The following is a 15,032-nucleotide window of genomic DNA, read 5'->3' as shown; positions in this document are numbered from 1 at the left end:
TCGGGTACATGGCGCATATCATTGTCGTCGGAAACGAAAAGGGCGGCGCGGGCAAATCCACTGTCTCCATGCACGTCGCAACCGCGCTCGCGCGGATGGGCCACAAGGTCAGCGCCCTGGATCTGGATCTGAGGCAGCGCACATTCGGGCGATACACCGAAAACCGCGCGGCTTTCCTCCAGAAAACCGGACTGTCGCTTGCAAGTGCGCGGGTGCACGAGTTGCCCGAAATCCCGCCGTCCACCCTGAAGCCCGGTGAGAATATCTATGATCACCGTTTGTCTGCGGCGGTGGCGGATCTGGAACCCACAAACGATTTCATTCTGATCGACTGTCCCGGGTCGCACACACGGCTCAGCCAGGTGGCGCACAGCCTTGCGGACACGCTGATCACGCCGCTCAACGACAGTTTTGTGGACTTTGACCTGCTCGCCCGGACGGATGCCACCGGCGAAGAAATACTCGGGCCGTCAGTCTATTCTGAAATGGTCTGGAACGCCCGGCAGCTGCGTGCTCAGGCTGGCCTCACCCCCATCGACTGGATTGTCGTACGCAACCGCATGGGCGCACAACGCATGGTCAACAAGGAAAAGATGGAACGGGCGATCAACAACCTCAGCAAGCGGATCGGTTTCCGCATCGCGCCCGGCTTCTCAGAGCGTGTTGTCTTCCGGGAACTCTTCCCGCGCGGTCTGACATTGCTGGACCTCAAGGACATCGGCGTCAAACAGCTGAACATTTCGAATGTTGCGGCCCGTCAGGAACTGCGGGACCTGGTGAAGGCGCTGAACCTGCCCGGCGTTACCGTCGATTTCTGAGCCTGTCGCGGACCAGCACCCAGACGTTTGACACAAACAGCGCTGTGATGACGACGCTGCCGCCCAGAAGTGTCCGGTTTCCCGGGTACTCGTTCACTGCGGCCCAGACCAGCAGGGGTGCCAGCACACTTTCGAGCAGCACCAGCAATCCAACCTCGGCGGATGTGATGAACCGCGGGCCGATCGCCAGCAACACTGAGCTGCCCAGAATGAATGCCCCATGCGCCAGCACCAGCGGGACCTCCTCCGATGCGACCGAAAGGGGTTCTGCAAAGGGCAGAATCAGCAGGGCGGCGAGCACGTAACCCATCGCGGCCCCGGGCACCATCGAGACATGCCGGACGTGACGCGCGGCCGTAAGCCCCGCGGCAAAGAGCGCCGCAACACAGAGGGCCAGCAGATCACCGGCCAGCCCGGCGTTTTCAGTTTCCCCCGACCCTGCGGCGATGACGCCCAGCCCCAGACCAACGGCGAGGATGGTCAGTATCATCCTGAGACGAGATCGGCTCGGCGAGGAATACGCGGCTGAATACGGCAGCAAAAACCGGCAGCGATGCGATGATGAATACCACATTGGCAACTGATGTCAGGCTGACGGCAAGCACGAACAGCACACCACTGCCGCCGATCCCGACCATATAAATCACACCATAGATGCCAGTGCCCAGCACAGCACGGAACGGCGCCACGCCCCGCCACAACAGCAGCCCCAATGCCGACGCCCCGCCGGCCAGAAACAGACGCCAGAACGCAATCGTCAGGGGCTCTGCCGTGATGAGACGCACAAACAGGGCGTCCGGTACCACAAGCAGGACACCGGCGAGCGTGATCAGAAGGCCTTTGATCTGGTCAGTCATGCGCCATCGGTGACCGGAAATACTGCTCAGGTAAAGGGGCCCCTGCCAGTGCCGCCCAGTTTTCTGAGCGCACGGCGCAACACATCAAGTTCCTGTGGAGACAGCTGCGCATTCAGGGCGTCGTCATATTCGGCGGCAATGCCACGCAGTTCGTCAAACACACGGCGTCCGCGTGGTGTCAGTTCGAGATGCTCAACCCGTCTGTCCTGCCCGTCGCGCCGGCGGGTCAGATACCGCTTGTCGGCAAGCCGGTGCACAGCGCGGCTGATCTTGGTTTTGTGCGTCTGTGCGGCTGTGCCGATGGCCCCCGCGGTCATGGATCCGTACAGCCCGAGGTGAAACAGCACCCGCCATTCCGTGCGCAGCAGGCCATAGCGGTCCTTGTAAACCTGCTGGAATTCCAGACTGCTCCGCTCCGCAGCCTGCGTCAGCAGATAGGGCAGGAACGCCTGCAGATCAAAGGCGCTGTCCGGCGGCATAGAGGTCTTCCCGATTGTTGCACTTACAACTTTCTACGGCCCATCGCGAACATTGCAAAGTCACATCCCGGTGGCCGGACAGGAAATTCTTGTGAAACGCGGCCGCGCCACTAGATAATGGGGCAGGCCAAAACCGGCCTTGCAGCACGAAGGAACACTGACATGTCAGAAGCGATGACCGACCTGCTCTTCTGGATCGTTGCCTTTGTCGCGTTGTTTTTCCTCTTCCGCTGGCTGCAGGCCGCCAAAAAGAAAAAGAAAGAGGATCAGGATAATTGAGATCCCGGCAGGCCGATGAGCACTGACAACGAACAAGCTGCAAGCCCTACAAGGCGGTACGGCCCATCCCGCGGGGACCTGATGTTCCGCACCTGTTTTGCGGCCGCAGGGCTTGCACTGACGCTCGCCGCCGTTTTGTTTCGCGGCCTGCCGCAGGGGCCGGGCGGCTGGGAAGCGGTAATTATTGCGGTTGTCTTCTTTGGCGGTACACTGATCTGGAGCCTGCGCCGGCTGCTGCGCGGTGACCATCCGGACACGTAACCGCCCACACGCGTCAGCGCGCGGTGGCCCAGACTTCGACCTCGACAACAAACTCCGGACGGGTAAACCCCGACACGATCAGCAGCGTGGACGTGGGCAGTACAGAAACACCTGCCAGGAAAGCGTCACGTGCCTGCATGTAACCCGCCATGTGGCTGCGGTCCGTGACGTAAGCCGTGACATGGCAAACGTGCCCGGCATGCATATCAGCCTCAGCCAGGATGGCGGCAATGTTCCCAAAACAGATCTCTGCCTGGCTTCCTGCATCCGGTGGCACGCTCCCGTCAGGGGCAATCCCCAGCTGCCCTGCGGTGCGCACCCATCGGTTGCCCGCAGGAATTTCGACCCCGTGGGAATAGCGGGCCACGGGCGGGGCAACAGTATCGGGCTGCAGAGCTTTCACGATCTCTCTCCTGTGGTGTCACGCGCAACGGACAATTGATGTTCCGGAACTTCTGCATCTTTGATCAGCCCGAAGCGCTTCAGACACAAGCACCAGATTCGGTTTTCGCATGATCTTGGCGCAGTTTCTGGAAATGTTTTCATTGATTGACCGCTTGCGCGGGCGGCAACTGATTTTTTTCACGCCGGTCGACAGTGATGAGATTTCCCGCGTACACCCGGATCGGGCACCATGGCCAGGGCGCAGCAGAGCTGCGTGACCGGTGACCAGGCAGATTGGCCTGGCCTGATCAAGGTCCGGGAGCGACACACATCACCCGAATAGCGTCATCAACCGCGCAACTGGCCTGCCTGGGGGCGTGGCTGTCGGGGGCATATTCCGCAACCCCGCGCTCCGGCAGCATGCGAAACCCCGGAACGCTTCTGACGCAATGGTCTCAGAGACACATCAACAGCCGCGGGGCGACCCGAAGTTGGGGTTGACGCCATGCGCCCGAGTGTTTGAAACTCACGGCGTCCCCCGGGAGGGGCATCTCAACAGCAGGAAAACTGCATCACCAGACCGGAACAATATCCGGCACCCGCGCAGCAAGCATCTGCGCACAACAGAGAGGAAGAACATGACGTTTTTTACCCGCACCGGTAAGCCGATGCCGCAGTCCATCGTGGAGTCTGCGTCGAAAGTCGGCGATAGCGCTGTGAACCGCCGCGAATTCCTGGCCCTGGCCAGCGCGTTCGGCGCCACCGCCGCGACCGCCTATTCGATGATCGGCATGGCAGCCCCTGCGCATGCGGCCGGTCACAAAATGGGCGGCACCGTCCGCATCCAGCAGGAAGTCCGCGCGCTCAAGGATCCGCGCACCTATGACTGGAGCCAGATCGCAAACTTCAGCCGCGGCTGGCTGGAATACCTCGTGCACTACGAAAATGACGGTACCTTCACCGGCAAACTGCTGGAAAGCTGGGAAATCAGCGACGACGCGACCGTCTACACCCTGAACGTCCGCAAAGGCGTCAAGTGGAACGACGGCAGCGACTTTACCGCTGAAGACGTTGCGCGCAACATCACCGGCTGGTGTGACAAGAGCGTCGAAGGCAACTCAATGGCCGGCCGCTTTGCGACCCTGATCGACGCGGACACTGAAAAGGCAATCGAGGGTGCCATCGAAGTCGTGGACAGCCACACCGTTCGCCTGAACCTGCCGGCACCCGATATCTCGCTGATCCCTGGCATGGCGGACTATCCGGCGGCGATTGTACCGGCGTCCTACACACCGGAAACAGCCCTGAGCAACCCGGTCGGCACGGGCCCTTACCTGCCTGAATCGCTGGAAGTTGGTGTCAAAGGTGTGCTCGTCCGCAACGACAACCACACCTGGTGGAACGAAGGCAACGGCGCCTACATGGACCGTGTCGAATACATTGACTACGGCACCGACCCGTCGGCGTTCGTGGCTGCGGCCGAAGCCGAAGAAATCGATATGACATACTCCATCGAGGGTGATTTCATCGATATCTTTGACACGCTGGACGGCTGGCAGAACAACTCTGTTGTGACAGCGGCAACCATCGTGATCCGTCCCAACCAGCTGGCCGAAGTTGACGGTGTGCAGCCCTATGCGGACAAACGCGTCCGTCAGGCGCTTGCCATGGCTGTGGACAACGCGGTTCTGCTCGAGCTCGGCTATGCCGGTCGCGGCGAAGTGGCCGAAAACCACCACGTCGGCCCGATGCACCCTGAGTACGCAGGCCTGCCGGAGCGCAAGGTTGACCCGGCTGCGGCACGGGCTCTGATGGAAGAAGCCGGTATGGGCGACTTCGAGCACGAGCTCATCTCCATCGACGATGCCTGGCGCAAGGACACCACCGACGCTGTTGCAGCTCAGCTGCGCGATGCCGGCATCAACGTCAAACGGACGATCCTGCCTGGATCAACCTTCTGGAACGACTGGTCCAAGTATCCGTTCTCCTCAACCAACTGGAACCACCGACCGCTGGGCGTCCAGGTCTGGGCGCTTGCATACCGCTCCGGTGAGGCATGGAACGAATTTGGCTGGGCCAATGAAGAGTTCGACGCCATCCTGTCCGAAGCACTGGCAACACCGGATGTCGAAGCGCGCCGTGCGCTGATGATGAAAGGCCAGGCCATCGTTCAGGACGAAGGTGTGACGATCCAGCCTTACTGGCGTTCGCTCTACAACCACACCAAAGAAGGTCTGGTTGGTGGCGAGCACCACATCTCCTTCGAGATCCGTCCGGAGCAGATCGCCTGGACCTGATCCGACCGGATCACGCAGAGGGCCGCGCAGTGCGCGGCCCTTTTTCATGGCACCGTCGCAACTCAAACCAGAGGAGCTGAAATGGAAACGATACTGATGCTGGCGCACTTGACTGCGACCGGGCTGATCGCGTCCTGGCTCACTCTGGGATTACGGGATAACCTGCTGCATCCAGCGCTGAACGAAACCTACACGGCCGAAGTGCTCAGCATGACCAGAATGCAGAAAGAATACCCCGAACAGTTCGCCATCGTCGCCCACCGCGCTGTTACCGACAGAAAACTGCAGCGGCTTGCGTTCCGGATCGTTGTCGTTGCCGAAGCGCTGGCCTGCGCCTTGTTATGGATCGGTGTCGTGGCTCTCCTGATGGGGCTGGCGGGTGCGGCGGCACCGCAAACCGGGCAGGTGCTTGCCCTGCTGGGTGCGACAGCCTTTACGGCTGTCTGGGGCGGTTTCCTCGTCGTGGGAAACCACTTTTACTACTGGTTCTGTCACGAAGGCGCACAGAATACGCATTACCAGATGACCCTTTGGGGTCTGGGCACCATGATCCTGATCAGCCTTGGCTGAAACCAGCACCCCTGCCTGACAGGTGTCTGAGAACAGGCGCAACCGGCCATGCTCCTCCACCGGGCGCCTCTGCACCGGTGAGCACCTGACACAGCGCCGATGCCTCTTCGCTGTTAACAGCGTCACAAAATCCACCCCTGGAAACCGGATAACCGATCGCCGCGACACAGGCGGTATTCAGGCGCCGGCGCGTCCCGAGGGCCTGAATATCTGTGCGATGCGCGAGCACATTGATCATTCCGGCGGTCAGATGCTGCACCAGATCCTGCGGTTCCAGTTCGCTGCGGCAAACGCCCGCAAACCGCGCCTCTTCGCGCAGCAGATCCTCGACCAGAGGGTCAACGACGAGACCGCCACCGCCGGGATACCTATACCAGCCAACGCCAGCGCTCCGTCCCAAACGGCCCTCAGACAGCATGCGGTCCAGTATCGACACCGTAAGCCGGATACCATTGTCCGGGAAACAGTCGCGTCGGGCCGAGGCAACCGCCAGACCCTCCTGATCCTGCGCTTCGCAAAAGCCTACGGAAAAGCCGAAGGACATCATCGCCTCGTCCAGCTCCCATGGGTTTGTGCGCCGCAACAGCAGGTCTTCGGACACAAGGCGCAGGGTATCCAGGATCAGAGCCTTTGCGCCGCGGTCAGTCAGCCCGGTGGCTGTCACGATTTCGGCGCGCTCAGGAAATTGTTCGATGAAACGACTGCGAGCAGGTCATTCAGTGAGCTGGCAACAGTGCGGTTCGACGTATTGACCTGCGCCTCTGCCCGCTCGTAATGCGGCGCGCGCGCGTCCAGCAGGGCGCGCAGCTGCGCCATCGCTTCCGGGTTCCCCTCCATGGGGCGCAGATCTCCCTGAGCCCGCACCCGCTGCATGTGTTCTGCCGGGGATGTCCGCAGCCAGACCGTATGAAAACGCTCCAGCAACAGCGCATAGGTCTGTTCTTCGGCCACAACACCACCAGCGACAGCGAGGATCATCCGGTCGTGCTGTTCCAGCGCCCGCAATACCGCTTCCATCTCAAGCCGCCGATACCCTTCCTGCCCGTAGAGCGCGAGGATTTCGGACATAGGCATGCCCGTGGCAGTCTCGATCTCAGTCGTCAGTTCCACAAACGGCATCGAAAGCGTTTCGGCCGCCAGCCTGCCCAGGGTCGTCTTTCCGGCACCACGCAGGCCCACAAGACAGATCCGCCCGCGGCGCATGGCACCGGGGTTCCCGGTGGACAGCAACCGCCGTACTTCGTGCCGTACAGCTTCAGGCGCCTGGCGGTAGAGGGTAATCAGGTCCTGCAGATCCGCAGCCGGCGCGTCCTCGCCCGCCAGCAGACTTTCAGCGGTCACACCCAGCGCGTCCGCAACGCGCTGCAGCAGCGCGATTGAAATGTTGCCCTCTCCGGCCTCTAGCTGTGCCAGGTACCGGGGCGAAACGCCGGAAATCTCAGACAGAACTCGACGGGGCATCCGAAGGCTCTTTCGCAACTCCCGCACGCGCGCAGCAACGCGCGCCAGCAGTCGTGTTGCGTTATCTACCGGTTGCTGCCCTGCGACGCCCGGCAACGGAACCACAGTGCCGCGTGCAAGCGGATCAGTAGGTTTCGACATGGTACCTGCCGTCCTCCCGCATCCTGTCCCGCAGCCCGGACCACGCAAGGCCCGCGCTGTCCGCGATATCACTCAGCGCTGCATTCACACCGTCTTCCATATCGCGGCGGCCGCAGATGTAAATGCACGTTTTGTCAGAGCCGAGCAGCTCCGCGATCCGGCCGGCTTCAGCGCGCATTCTGTCCTGGACATACTGCCCCTCTCCCGTCTCTGGGCGGCTGAAAGCAAAGGACTTGTGCAGGAAAGCGTCCGGCACTTTCTGCAATGGTCCGAAATAGGGTAACTCCTGCGCGCTGCGGGCGCCAAAAAACAGGGTCAGACTGTTCCCGGCGTCCGGTGTTTCGCGCTGCCGCCGCATTGTGAAGCCGCGAAACGGCGCAGACCCCGTGCCCGTGCAGATCATCAGCAGGTGCATTTCCGGATCACCAGGCATCAGAAAGGTCGAGCCGAACGGGCCTGTCACGGCCACTTCGTCACCCTTGGTCAGATCGCAGACATAGTTGGAGCAGACGCCTTCAGCCTCACGTTTTACCGTCAGGGAAATATTCCCGTAGCCCGGACGTTCGCCGTCACGAGGGCTGGAGACGGAGTAGAGCCGCGGCAGGTGGGGTTTGCCGTTTGCGTCCTGACCGGGCGGTACGATCCCGATACTCTGCCCCTCCAATACGGGAAACGGCAGACTGCTGTGATCAAGGATGATGTGGCGGACATCATTGTCCCCTCCCGGATCCGTCAGGCGATAATTGCCCTGAACACGCATCATGGCAGGCGCTGTAAGGGTGTACATGTTTACGGTTGGCTTTGCAGCTGACCGCGGGGCGGTCGCTTTGCCACCTGCACCGCTGTGCGCCTCTGCCAGCAGGTCCGCGATGGCCAGCTCGGAGGCCTCGTCATCACCACCTGGCGTATCGTCGGGTGCCGCGATGTCTTCCTGTTCCGGCAGCTCGTCAAAGTCATATTGCTGCTCAAGGGAATACGGTGTGTCAACGACCCGCCACTCATCAATAGAGCCGGTCGGGCAGACCGGAATACAATCCATGCAGAAGTTGCACTTGTCAGGATCGACAACAACATTGTTGTCGTCATGTTCAATCGCGCCGATCGGGCACGTCATCTCGCAGGTGTAGCAGCGGATGCAGATTTCAGGGTCAATCAGGTGTTGCTTGACGGGTTGGTTCATGGAACGGCGGCGGACCTGCGCAGGATCACTTCCGGCAGCGAGAAGAGATCAAAGATATCGCGGCACATGCCTTTGCATCCGTCACAGCCAAGGCAGTTGGGTGCCGGTGTCGCATTTTTTGCGGGTGTCCGGGTCTGCATGGGTCCGTTTCCTCCTTTTGTTCAGGGTCACTGACGTGACGCAGGCCAGTATTTCTGGCCCGCGCCGGTGATGCGTTGATCCAGATCAAGCCATGTGGAGCTTTACGTACTCGAAATCGCCGGGCTTGTTGTCGATCCCAACCTTAGGTGGCGCGATCCACGAGGCGTATTGTCCGGGCTCGTAGCAGGGCACCATCAACGACTGGATAAAGTCCCCGTCGTCTTTGGTCGGCAGCCATTCGTGGCAGCGTTTCTGCCATTCTTCGGCCGACAGGATCTGACCATCGGGGTCAACCGACACGGTGGAAAAAACGCCGATCTGGCGATGGAAGCCCTCGTGGGGCAGCTTCAGCTCAAAGTCGATACCTGAGCGCGCAATAGCCTTGTTCCAGCGCCCGACGCCACCAGCGGCATCACGCACATAGTCGTCCCGAAGGCGCATGTTAATCGCTGTCAGCGCGGGAACATCCTCGGTCACGATGCGGCCATCCACCACCGATGTCACCGGATAGGTGTCATTCTGCAGCCGGTGGTCATCGTCGATGCGCAGCTCCATATACCGCCCCTTGATCCCGGCATTGAAGGCATTGGCCGCGTTGGTCGAGACCTCCTGACCAAAGAGATCAAGGCTGAGCGTATAATGCAGGTTCAGCTTTTTCTGGATCGTCGGCAGGTCAATCACGCCGAGATCGCGGACGCGGTTGATGTCAAAGGGGTCGGAAATACCGTTGGCGTTCATCGCCTCAAGCGTTGCCTGAATGGTCCGGCCCACGCCCGTTTCGCCCACAAACATGTGGTGCGCTTCTTCGGTCAGCATAAACCGGCAGGTCCGGCTGAGCGGGTCGAACCCGGATTGCGCCAGGCTTTCCAACTGCATCTTACCGTCACGGTCGGTGAAATAGGTGAACATGAAAAAGGACAGCCAGTCGGGTGTTTCCTCGTTAAACGCGCCCAGCATCCTTGGTGCTTCATCCGACCCCGACGACCGCACCAGCATATCATCTGCCTCTTCGCGCCCGTCACGCCCAAAGTACTTCTGCAACAGATACACCATGGCCCAGAGATGCCGTCCTTCTTCAACGTTCACCTGGAACAGATTGCGCATGTCGTAGAGCGAAGGCGCCGTCAGCCCCAGAAATCTCTGCTGTTCAACAGAGCCCGGCTCGGTATCGCCCTGGATGACGATCAGACGTTTCAGCATATTGCGGTATTCGCCCGGCACTTCCTGCCAGGCCGGTTCACCGCAATGCTCACCCATCGGGATTTTCCGGTCCTCCACCGCGGGCGCCAGCAGAATACCCCAGCGGTAGTTTGGCATTTTCACATAGTCGAACTTAGCCCAGCCTTTGGGGTCAACGGAAACGGCCGTCCGCAGGTACACCATGCTTTCCTGAAAGTTCTGCGGGATTAGATCATTCCACCAGTTAATATAGCCGGGGTGCCATTTTTCCAGCGCTTTCAGCACCTTGCGGTCAGAACTGAGGCCCACGTTGTTGGGTATCCGGCTGTCATAGCTTACGTCGATCAGATTTGTCATTCAGCTCTCCCGTTGTCTTGCATCCGTGCCTGTCCCGGCACCATTTATTGAACGTTGTCAGACCCGTTGCATGTCGTATTGCCCGCGCAGGCCCGTGCCATAGCGTTGCAGCGCGCCTTCTGGCCCAACGGCGTTCGGTCTTTGGAAAATCCAGTTCTGCCAGGCCGTCAGACGTCCGAAGATCCGGGTTTCCATGGTTTCCGGCCCGGCGAAACGCAGGTTGGCTTCCATGCCCGTCATGGCATCCGGTGAAAAACTCGCACGCTCTTCGCGGAAGAGGCGCACCTCGTCGTCCCAGTCAATGTCGTCAAACGCATAGGTAACAAGGCCAAGCGCATCTGCGTCCTCTGCCTCCAGCGCATCACCGGCACGCTGTCGCAGAACATCTGTCTGTTCCGGCGCACCGAGGAACCGCGTCTGCAACCGGCTGAGCCCGTTGCCCATGGGAAACTCTCCGAAATTCGCCGGGCTGAGTGTCACAACAGCCAGCGGACGCGCATCATCCTCAAACTCGTCCATCATCATATAGCTGCGGTCCGCCGCCCAGAGCAGCTCCGCGAGAACGCCTGCAAAACACGATCCATGTTCGACGATCGCAGCCAGGCTACGCGATGTCATATCAACGCGTTTCAGAACACGTTTCCAAAGGCCCAGTACCTCGCGTGCCAGCCAGTGATCCTGGTTGTTCAGAAGCAACGCTTCGTGCGCGAGGACACCCGCCGGGTCACCGGCAGTCCGAAATTCGATAAGACCCAGTTCGTCTTCATTGCTGCGCAGATGCAGGATCGCATCATCCAGCTCGCGGGCGCACCGCAGCATCCACGCAGATGCCCCCTGCTGCGTGAAAGCATCCATCGTATCGGGTACGGCATCCTCCGGGCCCCGTATGGTGATCATCGCGCGCCGTCCAGGCCGGTCTGTGACGACTGACACGGTGGAATATTCCACACCGTCGTCCGAAAACGTGCGATCCAGTGGCGTCAGCCGGATGCCCTTGTCTGCAACCACCTCTGCCGCATCCGCCAGTGCCGTCGCCCGTGACGCCACGCGTTCATCAAAGGACGCATTGGGAAAAACCTCATCCACCAGGCCCCATTCCGCAGCGCGGCGTCCCCGCACGCCCTCCTCCAGGGAACAGAAAACGTCTGCACGGTCACGTCGCACCTTTCGTTTGTCGGTCACACGGGTGAGCCCACCGGTGCCCGGCAGCACCGCAAGAAGCGGCACTTCCGGCAGCGCAACAGCGGAACTGCTGTCGTCGGTGAGCATGATATGGTTACAGGCCAGCGCCAGTTCATAGCCGCCTCCGGCACAGGAACCACGCACCGCGCAGATATAATTCTGATTACTGTCTTCCAGCGCCGCTTCCATCGTGTTGCGCGTCTCGTTAGTGAATTTGCAGAAATTCACCTTGTGCGCATGGGTGGCAGCACCCAGCATCCGGATGTTGGCGCCGGCACAGAACACTTTCTCTTTGGCTGACCGCATCACAACGACGCGTACTTCGGGGTGCTCGAAACGCATCCGCTGAACCACGTCTGCAAGTTCAATATCCACACCCAGATCATAGGAGTTCAGTTTCAGCTCGTAGCCGTCGAAAAGGCCGCCCTTTTCGTCCACATCCATCCAGAGACTGGCAACCGGACCGTCAATTTCAACGCGCCAGTGACGCATGACATCCGGGTCCACCTGAAAGTTAATTCTGCCTGCCACCCTGCGCTCCTGAACGTCAGATTCTGATCTGAAAAAGATGTACTATAAGGCAGCATATTGTCCAGAAGCGCAGCGTGTGGCCGTGAATCTCAACCAATTTGTGAATTATAATGCCTCAACGCGTCATCCCTGGTTTCAGCGGCACCGGAACGAAGGTACCCGACAGGCAAGCCCAGAATGACAACGTCCGCCGAGTATCCAGCTGTGCGTGCTTCAACCATTTCACACAGCCTCAGCGTCGCGCGCGGCCGGTCCATGCGCAGTTTCAGCCGCGCATTGGCCAGTTGGATCATCGCCTGAACGAAGTCGCGCTCGGGGCTCGGGTCCGGGGCCTGCATCCAGACAGCTTCGAGGACTTCATGACACTCCCAGAAAAAACCGGCGTCAAAGTACACCCGCCCCGCAAGAAATGCCCGCGTCAGATGGAGTTCCGACACTGACGTGCCCGGTTTTACCGCATTCCTGAGATCATCAAACCAGCCATCCGGGTGCCTCGGCGTTTTTCCGGGAACATAGGCATGCGCGGGAAAGGGAATGTCGTCCGGTATGTCAGCCGGTGGCGACATCGGATGCCTCCAGCCGGTTGAGCCGCCCGCAAAAATCACTGATGCCTGCCAGACAGTCTTCTGTCGCCTCAAGATGCGGTGCGTGCCCGCAGCCCTCTGGGATCAGTGTTTCGAGCGGCGCGTACATGCGGGTTTCAAGTTCCCTGATCTGCGCCAGCGAGCAGTATGGATCGTCAGCGCCCTGAATGGCCAGCACAGGAATACGCAGATGATCAATGCAGTCTGCGACGTCCCAGTCACGGAACGCGGGGCTGACCCAGACATCATGCCAACCGCGGAATGCCGCCTCCGGATCATCATGATGGCGCGCCAGCCTGTCCCGCAGATTCCCCTCCGCAAAAGCCTCACCCGCCTGCCGTATCGCCTCAAGACCTGTGTCTTCGACAAAAAAGTGGGGGGCCAACAGGATCAGCCCCCGGACGCGCATATCACTGACAGACCCTGCATAGACAGCAGCGATCGTTGCGCCATCCGAATGGCCCAGCAACACAGCGCGCTGTACGCCAAAAGCATCCAGCACCGGGCCGGTGCATTCCATCGCCTCGCGTGTCATGTAGTCAACGGGTCGTGGCAGGCTGATGCTGTCCGAACGGCCGTAGCCTGCGCGCGACCACGCCAGCACACCCATCCCCGTTGCCTCACTCAGCGCTCTGGGAAAACCCCGCCACAACCCAACGGACCCCAGGCCCTCGTGCAGCAGAACAAGTGTTGGTGCCTGCGCGGGTGGCGGCCCGAAGCAGGCGTATTCCAGCGACTTCCCGGCAACCACCACGCGGGTTTCCGGATTCTCTTCCCACGCCATCATTGCGCCGTATCCTCCCGCAGCCGGAAACGCTGGATTTTGCCCGTTGCCGTCTTGGGCAGGTCAGCGACCACGTCCACGCGGCGCGGATATTTCCATTTGCCGATCCTGAGCTTCACATGTTCTTTCAGCTCGCTTTCAAGATCAGCCGGCTCCGCGCCCTGCAGAACCACATAGGCCCGAGGCTTTTCGAGGCCGTCGGCATCCTGCATCGGCACAACCGCTGCCTCCAGAACGCTGGGATGACTGGCCAGCGCCTGTTCGACCTCAAAGGGGGACACCCAGATGCCCGATACCTTGAACATGTCATCGGTGCGGCCACAGTAAACATACCGCCCATCCGGCCGTTGTGTGTATTTGTCGCCTGTGCGGGTCCATTCCCCCAGAAAGGTTGCGCGCGATTTGTCCCGCTGGTTCCAGTAGCCAGACGCCGCGGATGCCCCGCGCACCAGCAATTCGCCAACATCGCCCACCGGCACATCGGCACCATTCTCATCCGCGAGACGCATCTCATACCCCGGCACAGCCGTCCCAGAGGTGCCATAGCAGACATCATCGCTGCGGTTGCTGAGGAAGATGTGCAGCATCTCGGTCGACCCCACACCATCCAGCACGGCAACACCGGTATGCGCCTCCCACCGCACACCGACGTCTTCGGGCAGCGCTTCTCCCGCTGAAATGGCTCTGCGCAGCGGCGTGTCCGGCACGCCCGCGCTGTCCATGCCCGCGACCATCGCCGCAAAGAGCGTCGGCACGCCACAGAAGACCGTCGGTTTCTCAGCGGCCATCGTGGCAAGCATATCGTCAGGAGTGGGCCGACCGGAAAAAAGCACGGTCGTCGCACCTACTGCGAGCGGGAAAGTCATGGCATTTCCCAACCCATAGGCAAAAAACAGTTTCGCCGCAGAGAAAACCGTATCATCCTCGGTCAGCCCCAGAACACCCGCACCATAGGTATCCGCCGTAGCCTGCATTGATGAGTGCACGTGCTGCACACCTTTCGGCAGCCCGGTGGACCCGGAAGAGTACAGCCAGAACGCCGTTTCGTCAGGTGAAGCGGGCTGCGTGTCGCAGGGCTCTGCACCGCGTGTGAACGCCTCAAACGACCAGGTGCCTGCCGGTGCCTCCCCCCGATCACGACGATTTCTCGCAGCCACGGATTGCCGGCAAGCACCGGTGCGACCGTCTCCCAAAGCGGCGCGGAGACAAAAAGTACGGCTGCCCGGCTGTCCCGCAGAATGGAATCATACACTTGCGCGCCCAGCAGCGTGTTCACCGGGACCGGGACAACGCCGCACTTGAGTGCGCCAAAAAAATCTGCGGAAACTCCAGCGTATCGAGCACAATCATCGCCGCGCGTTCCTCGCGGCGGACCCCGGCCCGCAGCAGCGCCCCGGCGACCCGCCCTGCACCTTCAGCAAGGCGGCGGTAGGTCAGCGTGCGACCGCTGCCCGCTTCCCGGAAAGCGGTCTTTTCGCCGCGCCCCTCACCAGGATGACGATCCACGAAATAGCTGGCAGCATTGCTGGCTGTACTGGTCACAGTTC

General features: G+C 60.7%; 18 protein-coding genes. 4 read left to right on the top strand and 14 right to left on the bottom strand.

From position 1 onward, the window contains the following. Positions 1-8: 8 nt before the first annotated feature. A complete protein-coding gene (locus ACZ1HA_RS19345) occupies positions 9-818 on the top strand; it encodes a division plane positioning ATPase MipZ (protein WP_375229077.1) in 810 nt (269 codons plus the stop codon). On the opposite strand, the gene ACZ1HA_RS19340 is transcribed toward ACZ1HA_RS19345, so the two are convergent. The 3 genes from ACZ1HA_RS19340 to ACZ1HA_RS19330 are packed head-to-tail and all read right to left on the bottom strand — an operon-like array spanning position 802 to position 2,154. Then, entirely contained in the window at positions 802-1,308 is a 507-nt protein-coding gene (locus ACZ1HA_RS19340) for an EamA family transporter (protein WP_472715055.1), read from the bottom strand. The two genes, ACZ1HA_RS19345 and ACZ1HA_RS19340, sit on opposite strands and share 17 nt — an antisense overlap. Beyond that, a complete protein-coding gene (locus tag ACZ1HA_RS19335) occupies positions 1,241-1,675 on the bottom strand; it encodes an EamA family transporter (protein WP_472715054.1) in 435 nt (144 codons plus the stop codon). Before ACZ1HA_RS19335 ends, ACZ1HA_RS19340 begins: the two co-directional genes overlap by 68 nt. Positions 1,676-1,701: 26 nt before the next feature. Beyond that, positions 1,702-2,154: a MarR family winged helix-turn-helix transcriptional regulator gene (locus tag ACZ1HA_RS19330; RefSeq protein WP_472715053.1), complete on the bottom strand. Its 453-nt coding sequence runs from the start codon at positions 2,152-2,154 to the stop codon at positions 1,702-1,704. 294 nt (positions 2,155-2,448) lie between these two features. Between ACZ1HA_RS19330 and ACZ1HA_RS19325 the strand changes: the two genes are divergently transcribed. Further along, a complete protein-coding gene (locus ACZ1HA_RS19325; RefSeq protein WP_472715052.1) occupies positions 2,449-2,694 on the top strand; it encodes a hypothetical protein in 246 nt (81 codons plus the stop codon). 13 nt (positions 2,695-2,707) lie between these two features. Here the strand turns inward: ACZ1HA_RS19325 and ACZ1HA_RS19320 are convergent, their stop codons facing one another. Then, complete coding sequence (locus ACZ1HA_RS19320; protein WP_472715051.1) at positions 2,708-3,097, bottom strand: RidA family protein; 390 nt, start codon at positions 3,095-3,097, stop codon at positions 2,708-2,710. A 619-nt stretch (positions 3,098-3,716) separates the two neighbouring features. Here ACZ1HA_RS19320 and ACZ1HA_RS19315 point away from each other — a divergent pair. Together ACZ1HA_RS19315 and ACZ1HA_RS19310 are read left to right on the top strand one after the other, a co-directional pair. Then, on the top strand, positions 3,717-5,375 hold the full coding sequence (locus ACZ1HA_RS19315) for an ABC transporter substrate-binding protein (protein ID WP_436398198.1): 1,659 nt from the start codon (positions 3,717-3,719) through the stop codon (positions 5,373-5,375). Positions 5,376-5,456: 81 nt separating this feature from the next. Then, positions 5,457-5,945 carry a DUF2165 domain-containing protein gene (locus ACZ1HA_RS19310; protein WP_472715050.1) on the top strand — a complete coding sequence of 163 codons (489 nt, stop codon included), beginning with the start codon at positions 5,457-5,459 and terminating at the stop codon, positions 5,943-5,945. Here ACZ1HA_RS19310 and ACZ1HA_RS19305 read toward each other — a convergent pair. The 10 genes from ACZ1HA_RS19305 to ACZ1HA_RS19260 all read right to left on the bottom strand — a co-directional run bounded on the left by ACZ1HA_RS19305 (position 5,932) and on the right by ACZ1HA_RS19260 (position 15,027). Continuing rightward, positions 5,932-6,609, bottom strand: coding sequence for a 3-hydroxyacyl-CoA dehydrogenase family protein (locus ACZ1HA_RS19305; protein ID WP_472715049.1), 678 nt, complete (start codon positions 6,607-6,609; stop codon positions 5,932-5,934). The two genes, ACZ1HA_RS19310 and ACZ1HA_RS19305, sit on opposite strands and share 14 nt — an antisense overlap. Continuing rightward, on the bottom strand, positions 6,606-7,547 hold the full coding sequence (locus ACZ1HA_RS19300) for a helix-turn-helix transcriptional regulator (RefSeq protein WP_472715048.1): 942 nt from the start codon (positions 7,545-7,547) through the stop codon (positions 6,606-6,608). Before ACZ1HA_RS19300 ends, ACZ1HA_RS19305 begins: the two co-directional genes overlap by 4 nt. Further along, a complete protein-coding gene (gene boxA / locus ACZ1HA_RS19295) occupies positions 7,531-8,727 on the bottom strand; it encodes a benzoyl-CoA 2,3-epoxidase subunit BoxA (protein ID WP_472715047.1) in 1,197 nt (398 codons plus the stop codon). Before boxA ends, ACZ1HA_RS19300 begins: the two co-directional genes overlap by 17 nt. Then, positions 8,724-8,867 carry a hypothetical protein gene (locus ACZ1HA_RS19290; RefSeq protein WP_375229087.1) on the bottom strand — a complete coding sequence of 48 codons (144 nt, stop codon included), beginning with the start codon at positions 8,865-8,867 and terminating at the stop codon, positions 8,724-8,726. Before ACZ1HA_RS19290 ends, boxA begins: the two co-directional genes overlap by 4 nt. Before the next feature lie 85 nt (positions 8,868-8,952). Then, a complete protein-coding gene (gene boxB / locus ACZ1HA_RS19285; RefSeq protein WP_472715046.1) occupies positions 8,953-10,404 on the bottom strand; it encodes a benzoyl-CoA 2,3-epoxidase subunit BoxB in 1,452 nt (483 codons plus the stop codon). Between the two features lie 57 nt (positions 10,405-10,461). Next, complete coding sequence (boxC, locus tag ACZ1HA_RS19280) at positions 10,462-12,117, bottom strand: 2,3-epoxybenzoyl-CoA dihydrolase (RefSeq protein WP_472715045.1); 1,656 nt, start codon at positions 12,115-12,117, stop codon at positions 10,462-10,464. A gap of 89 nt (positions 12,118-12,206) precedes the next feature. Further along, on the bottom strand, positions 12,207-12,683 hold the full coding sequence (locus tag ACZ1HA_RS19275) for a DUF309 domain-containing protein (protein WP_472715044.1): 477 nt from the start codon (positions 12,681-12,683) through the stop codon (positions 12,207-12,209). Next, a complete protein-coding gene (locus tag ACZ1HA_RS19270) occupies positions 12,667-13,488 on the bottom strand; it encodes an alpha/beta fold hydrolase (RefSeq protein ID WP_472715043.1) in 822 nt (273 codons plus the stop codon). The genes ACZ1HA_RS19275 and ACZ1HA_RS19270 overlap by 17 nt, the downstream gene beginning before the upstream one ends. Then, the gene (locus tag ACZ1HA_RS19265; RefSeq protein ID WP_472715042.1) at positions 13,485-14,642 is read right to left on the bottom strand and encodes a benzoate-CoA ligase family protein; all 1,158 of its coding nucleotides are present in this window, start codon (positions 14,640-14,642) and stop codon (positions 13,485-13,487) included. Before ACZ1HA_RS19265 ends, ACZ1HA_RS19270 begins: the two co-directional genes overlap by 4 nt. Positions 14,643-14,757: 115 nt before the next feature. Further along, entirely contained in the window at positions 14,758-15,027 is a 270-nt protein-coding gene (locus tag ACZ1HA_RS19260; protein WP_472715041.1) for an AMP-binding protein, read from the bottom strand. Positions 15,028-15,032 lie beyond the last annotated feature (5 nt).

Source organism: Roseobacter sp. S87, from assembly GCF_055693285.1.
Note: the sequence above shows the minus strand (reverse complement) of the source record. Positions and strands in the feature narration are given on the sequence as shown.

What these genes read in the sequence shown, in the direction of transcription:
- ACZ1HA_RS19345 (WP_375229077.1), top strand. Translation starts at nt 9, where the DNA reads ATGGCGCATATCATTGTCGTCGGAAACGAAAAGGGCGGCGCGGGCAAA.
- ACZ1HA_RS19340 (WP_472715055.1), bottom strand. Translation starts at nt 1,308, where the DNA reads ATGATACTGACCATCCTCGCCGTTGGTCTGGGGCTGGGCGTCATCGCC.
- ACZ1HA_RS19335 (WP_472715054.1), bottom strand. Translation starts at nt 1,675, where the DNA reads ATGACTGACCAGATCAAAGGCCTTCTGATCACGCTCGCCGGTGTCCTG.
- ACZ1HA_RS19330 (WP_472715053.1), bottom strand. Translation starts at nt 2,154, where the DNA reads ATGCCGCCGGACAGCGCCTTTGATCTGCAGGCGTTCCTGCCCTATCTG.
- ACZ1HA_RS19325 (WP_472715052.1), top strand. Translation starts at nt 2,449, where the DNA reads ATGAGCACTGACAACGAACAAGCTGCAAGCCCTACAAGGCGGTACGGC.
- ACZ1HA_RS19315 (WP_436398198.1), top strand. Translation starts at nt 3,717, where the DNA reads ATGACGTTTTTTACCCGCACCGGTAAGCCGATGCCGCAGTCCATCGTG.
- ACZ1HA_RS19310 (WP_472715050.1), top strand. Translation starts at nt 5,457, where the DNA reads ATGGAAACGATACTGATGCTGGCGCACTTGACTGCGACCGGGCTGATC.
- ACZ1HA_RS19300 (WP_472715048.1), bottom strand. Translation starts at nt 7,547, where the DNA reads ATGTCGAAACCTACTGATCCGCTTGCACGCGGCACTGTGGTTCCGTTG.
- boxA (WP_472715047.1), bottom strand. Translation starts at nt 8,727, where the DNA reads ATGAACCAACCCGTCAAGCAACACCTGATTGACCCTGAAATCTGCATC.
- ACZ1HA_RS19290 (WP_375229087.1), bottom strand. Translation starts at nt 8,867, where the DNA reads ATGCAGACCCGGACACCCGCAAAAAATGCGACACCGGCACCCAACTGC.
- boxB (WP_472715046.1), bottom strand. Translation starts at nt 10,404, where the DNA reads ATGACAAATCTGATCGACGTAAGCTATGACAGCCGGATACCCAACAAC.
- ACZ1HA_RS19275 (WP_472715044.1), bottom strand. Translation starts at nt 12,683, where the DNA reads ATGTCGCCACCGGCTGACATACCGGACGACATTCCCTTTCCCGCGCAT.
- ACZ1HA_RS19270 (WP_472715043.1), bottom strand. Translation starts at nt 13,488, where the DNA reads ATGATGGCGTGGGAAGAGAATCCGGAAACCCGCGTGGTGGTTGCCGGG.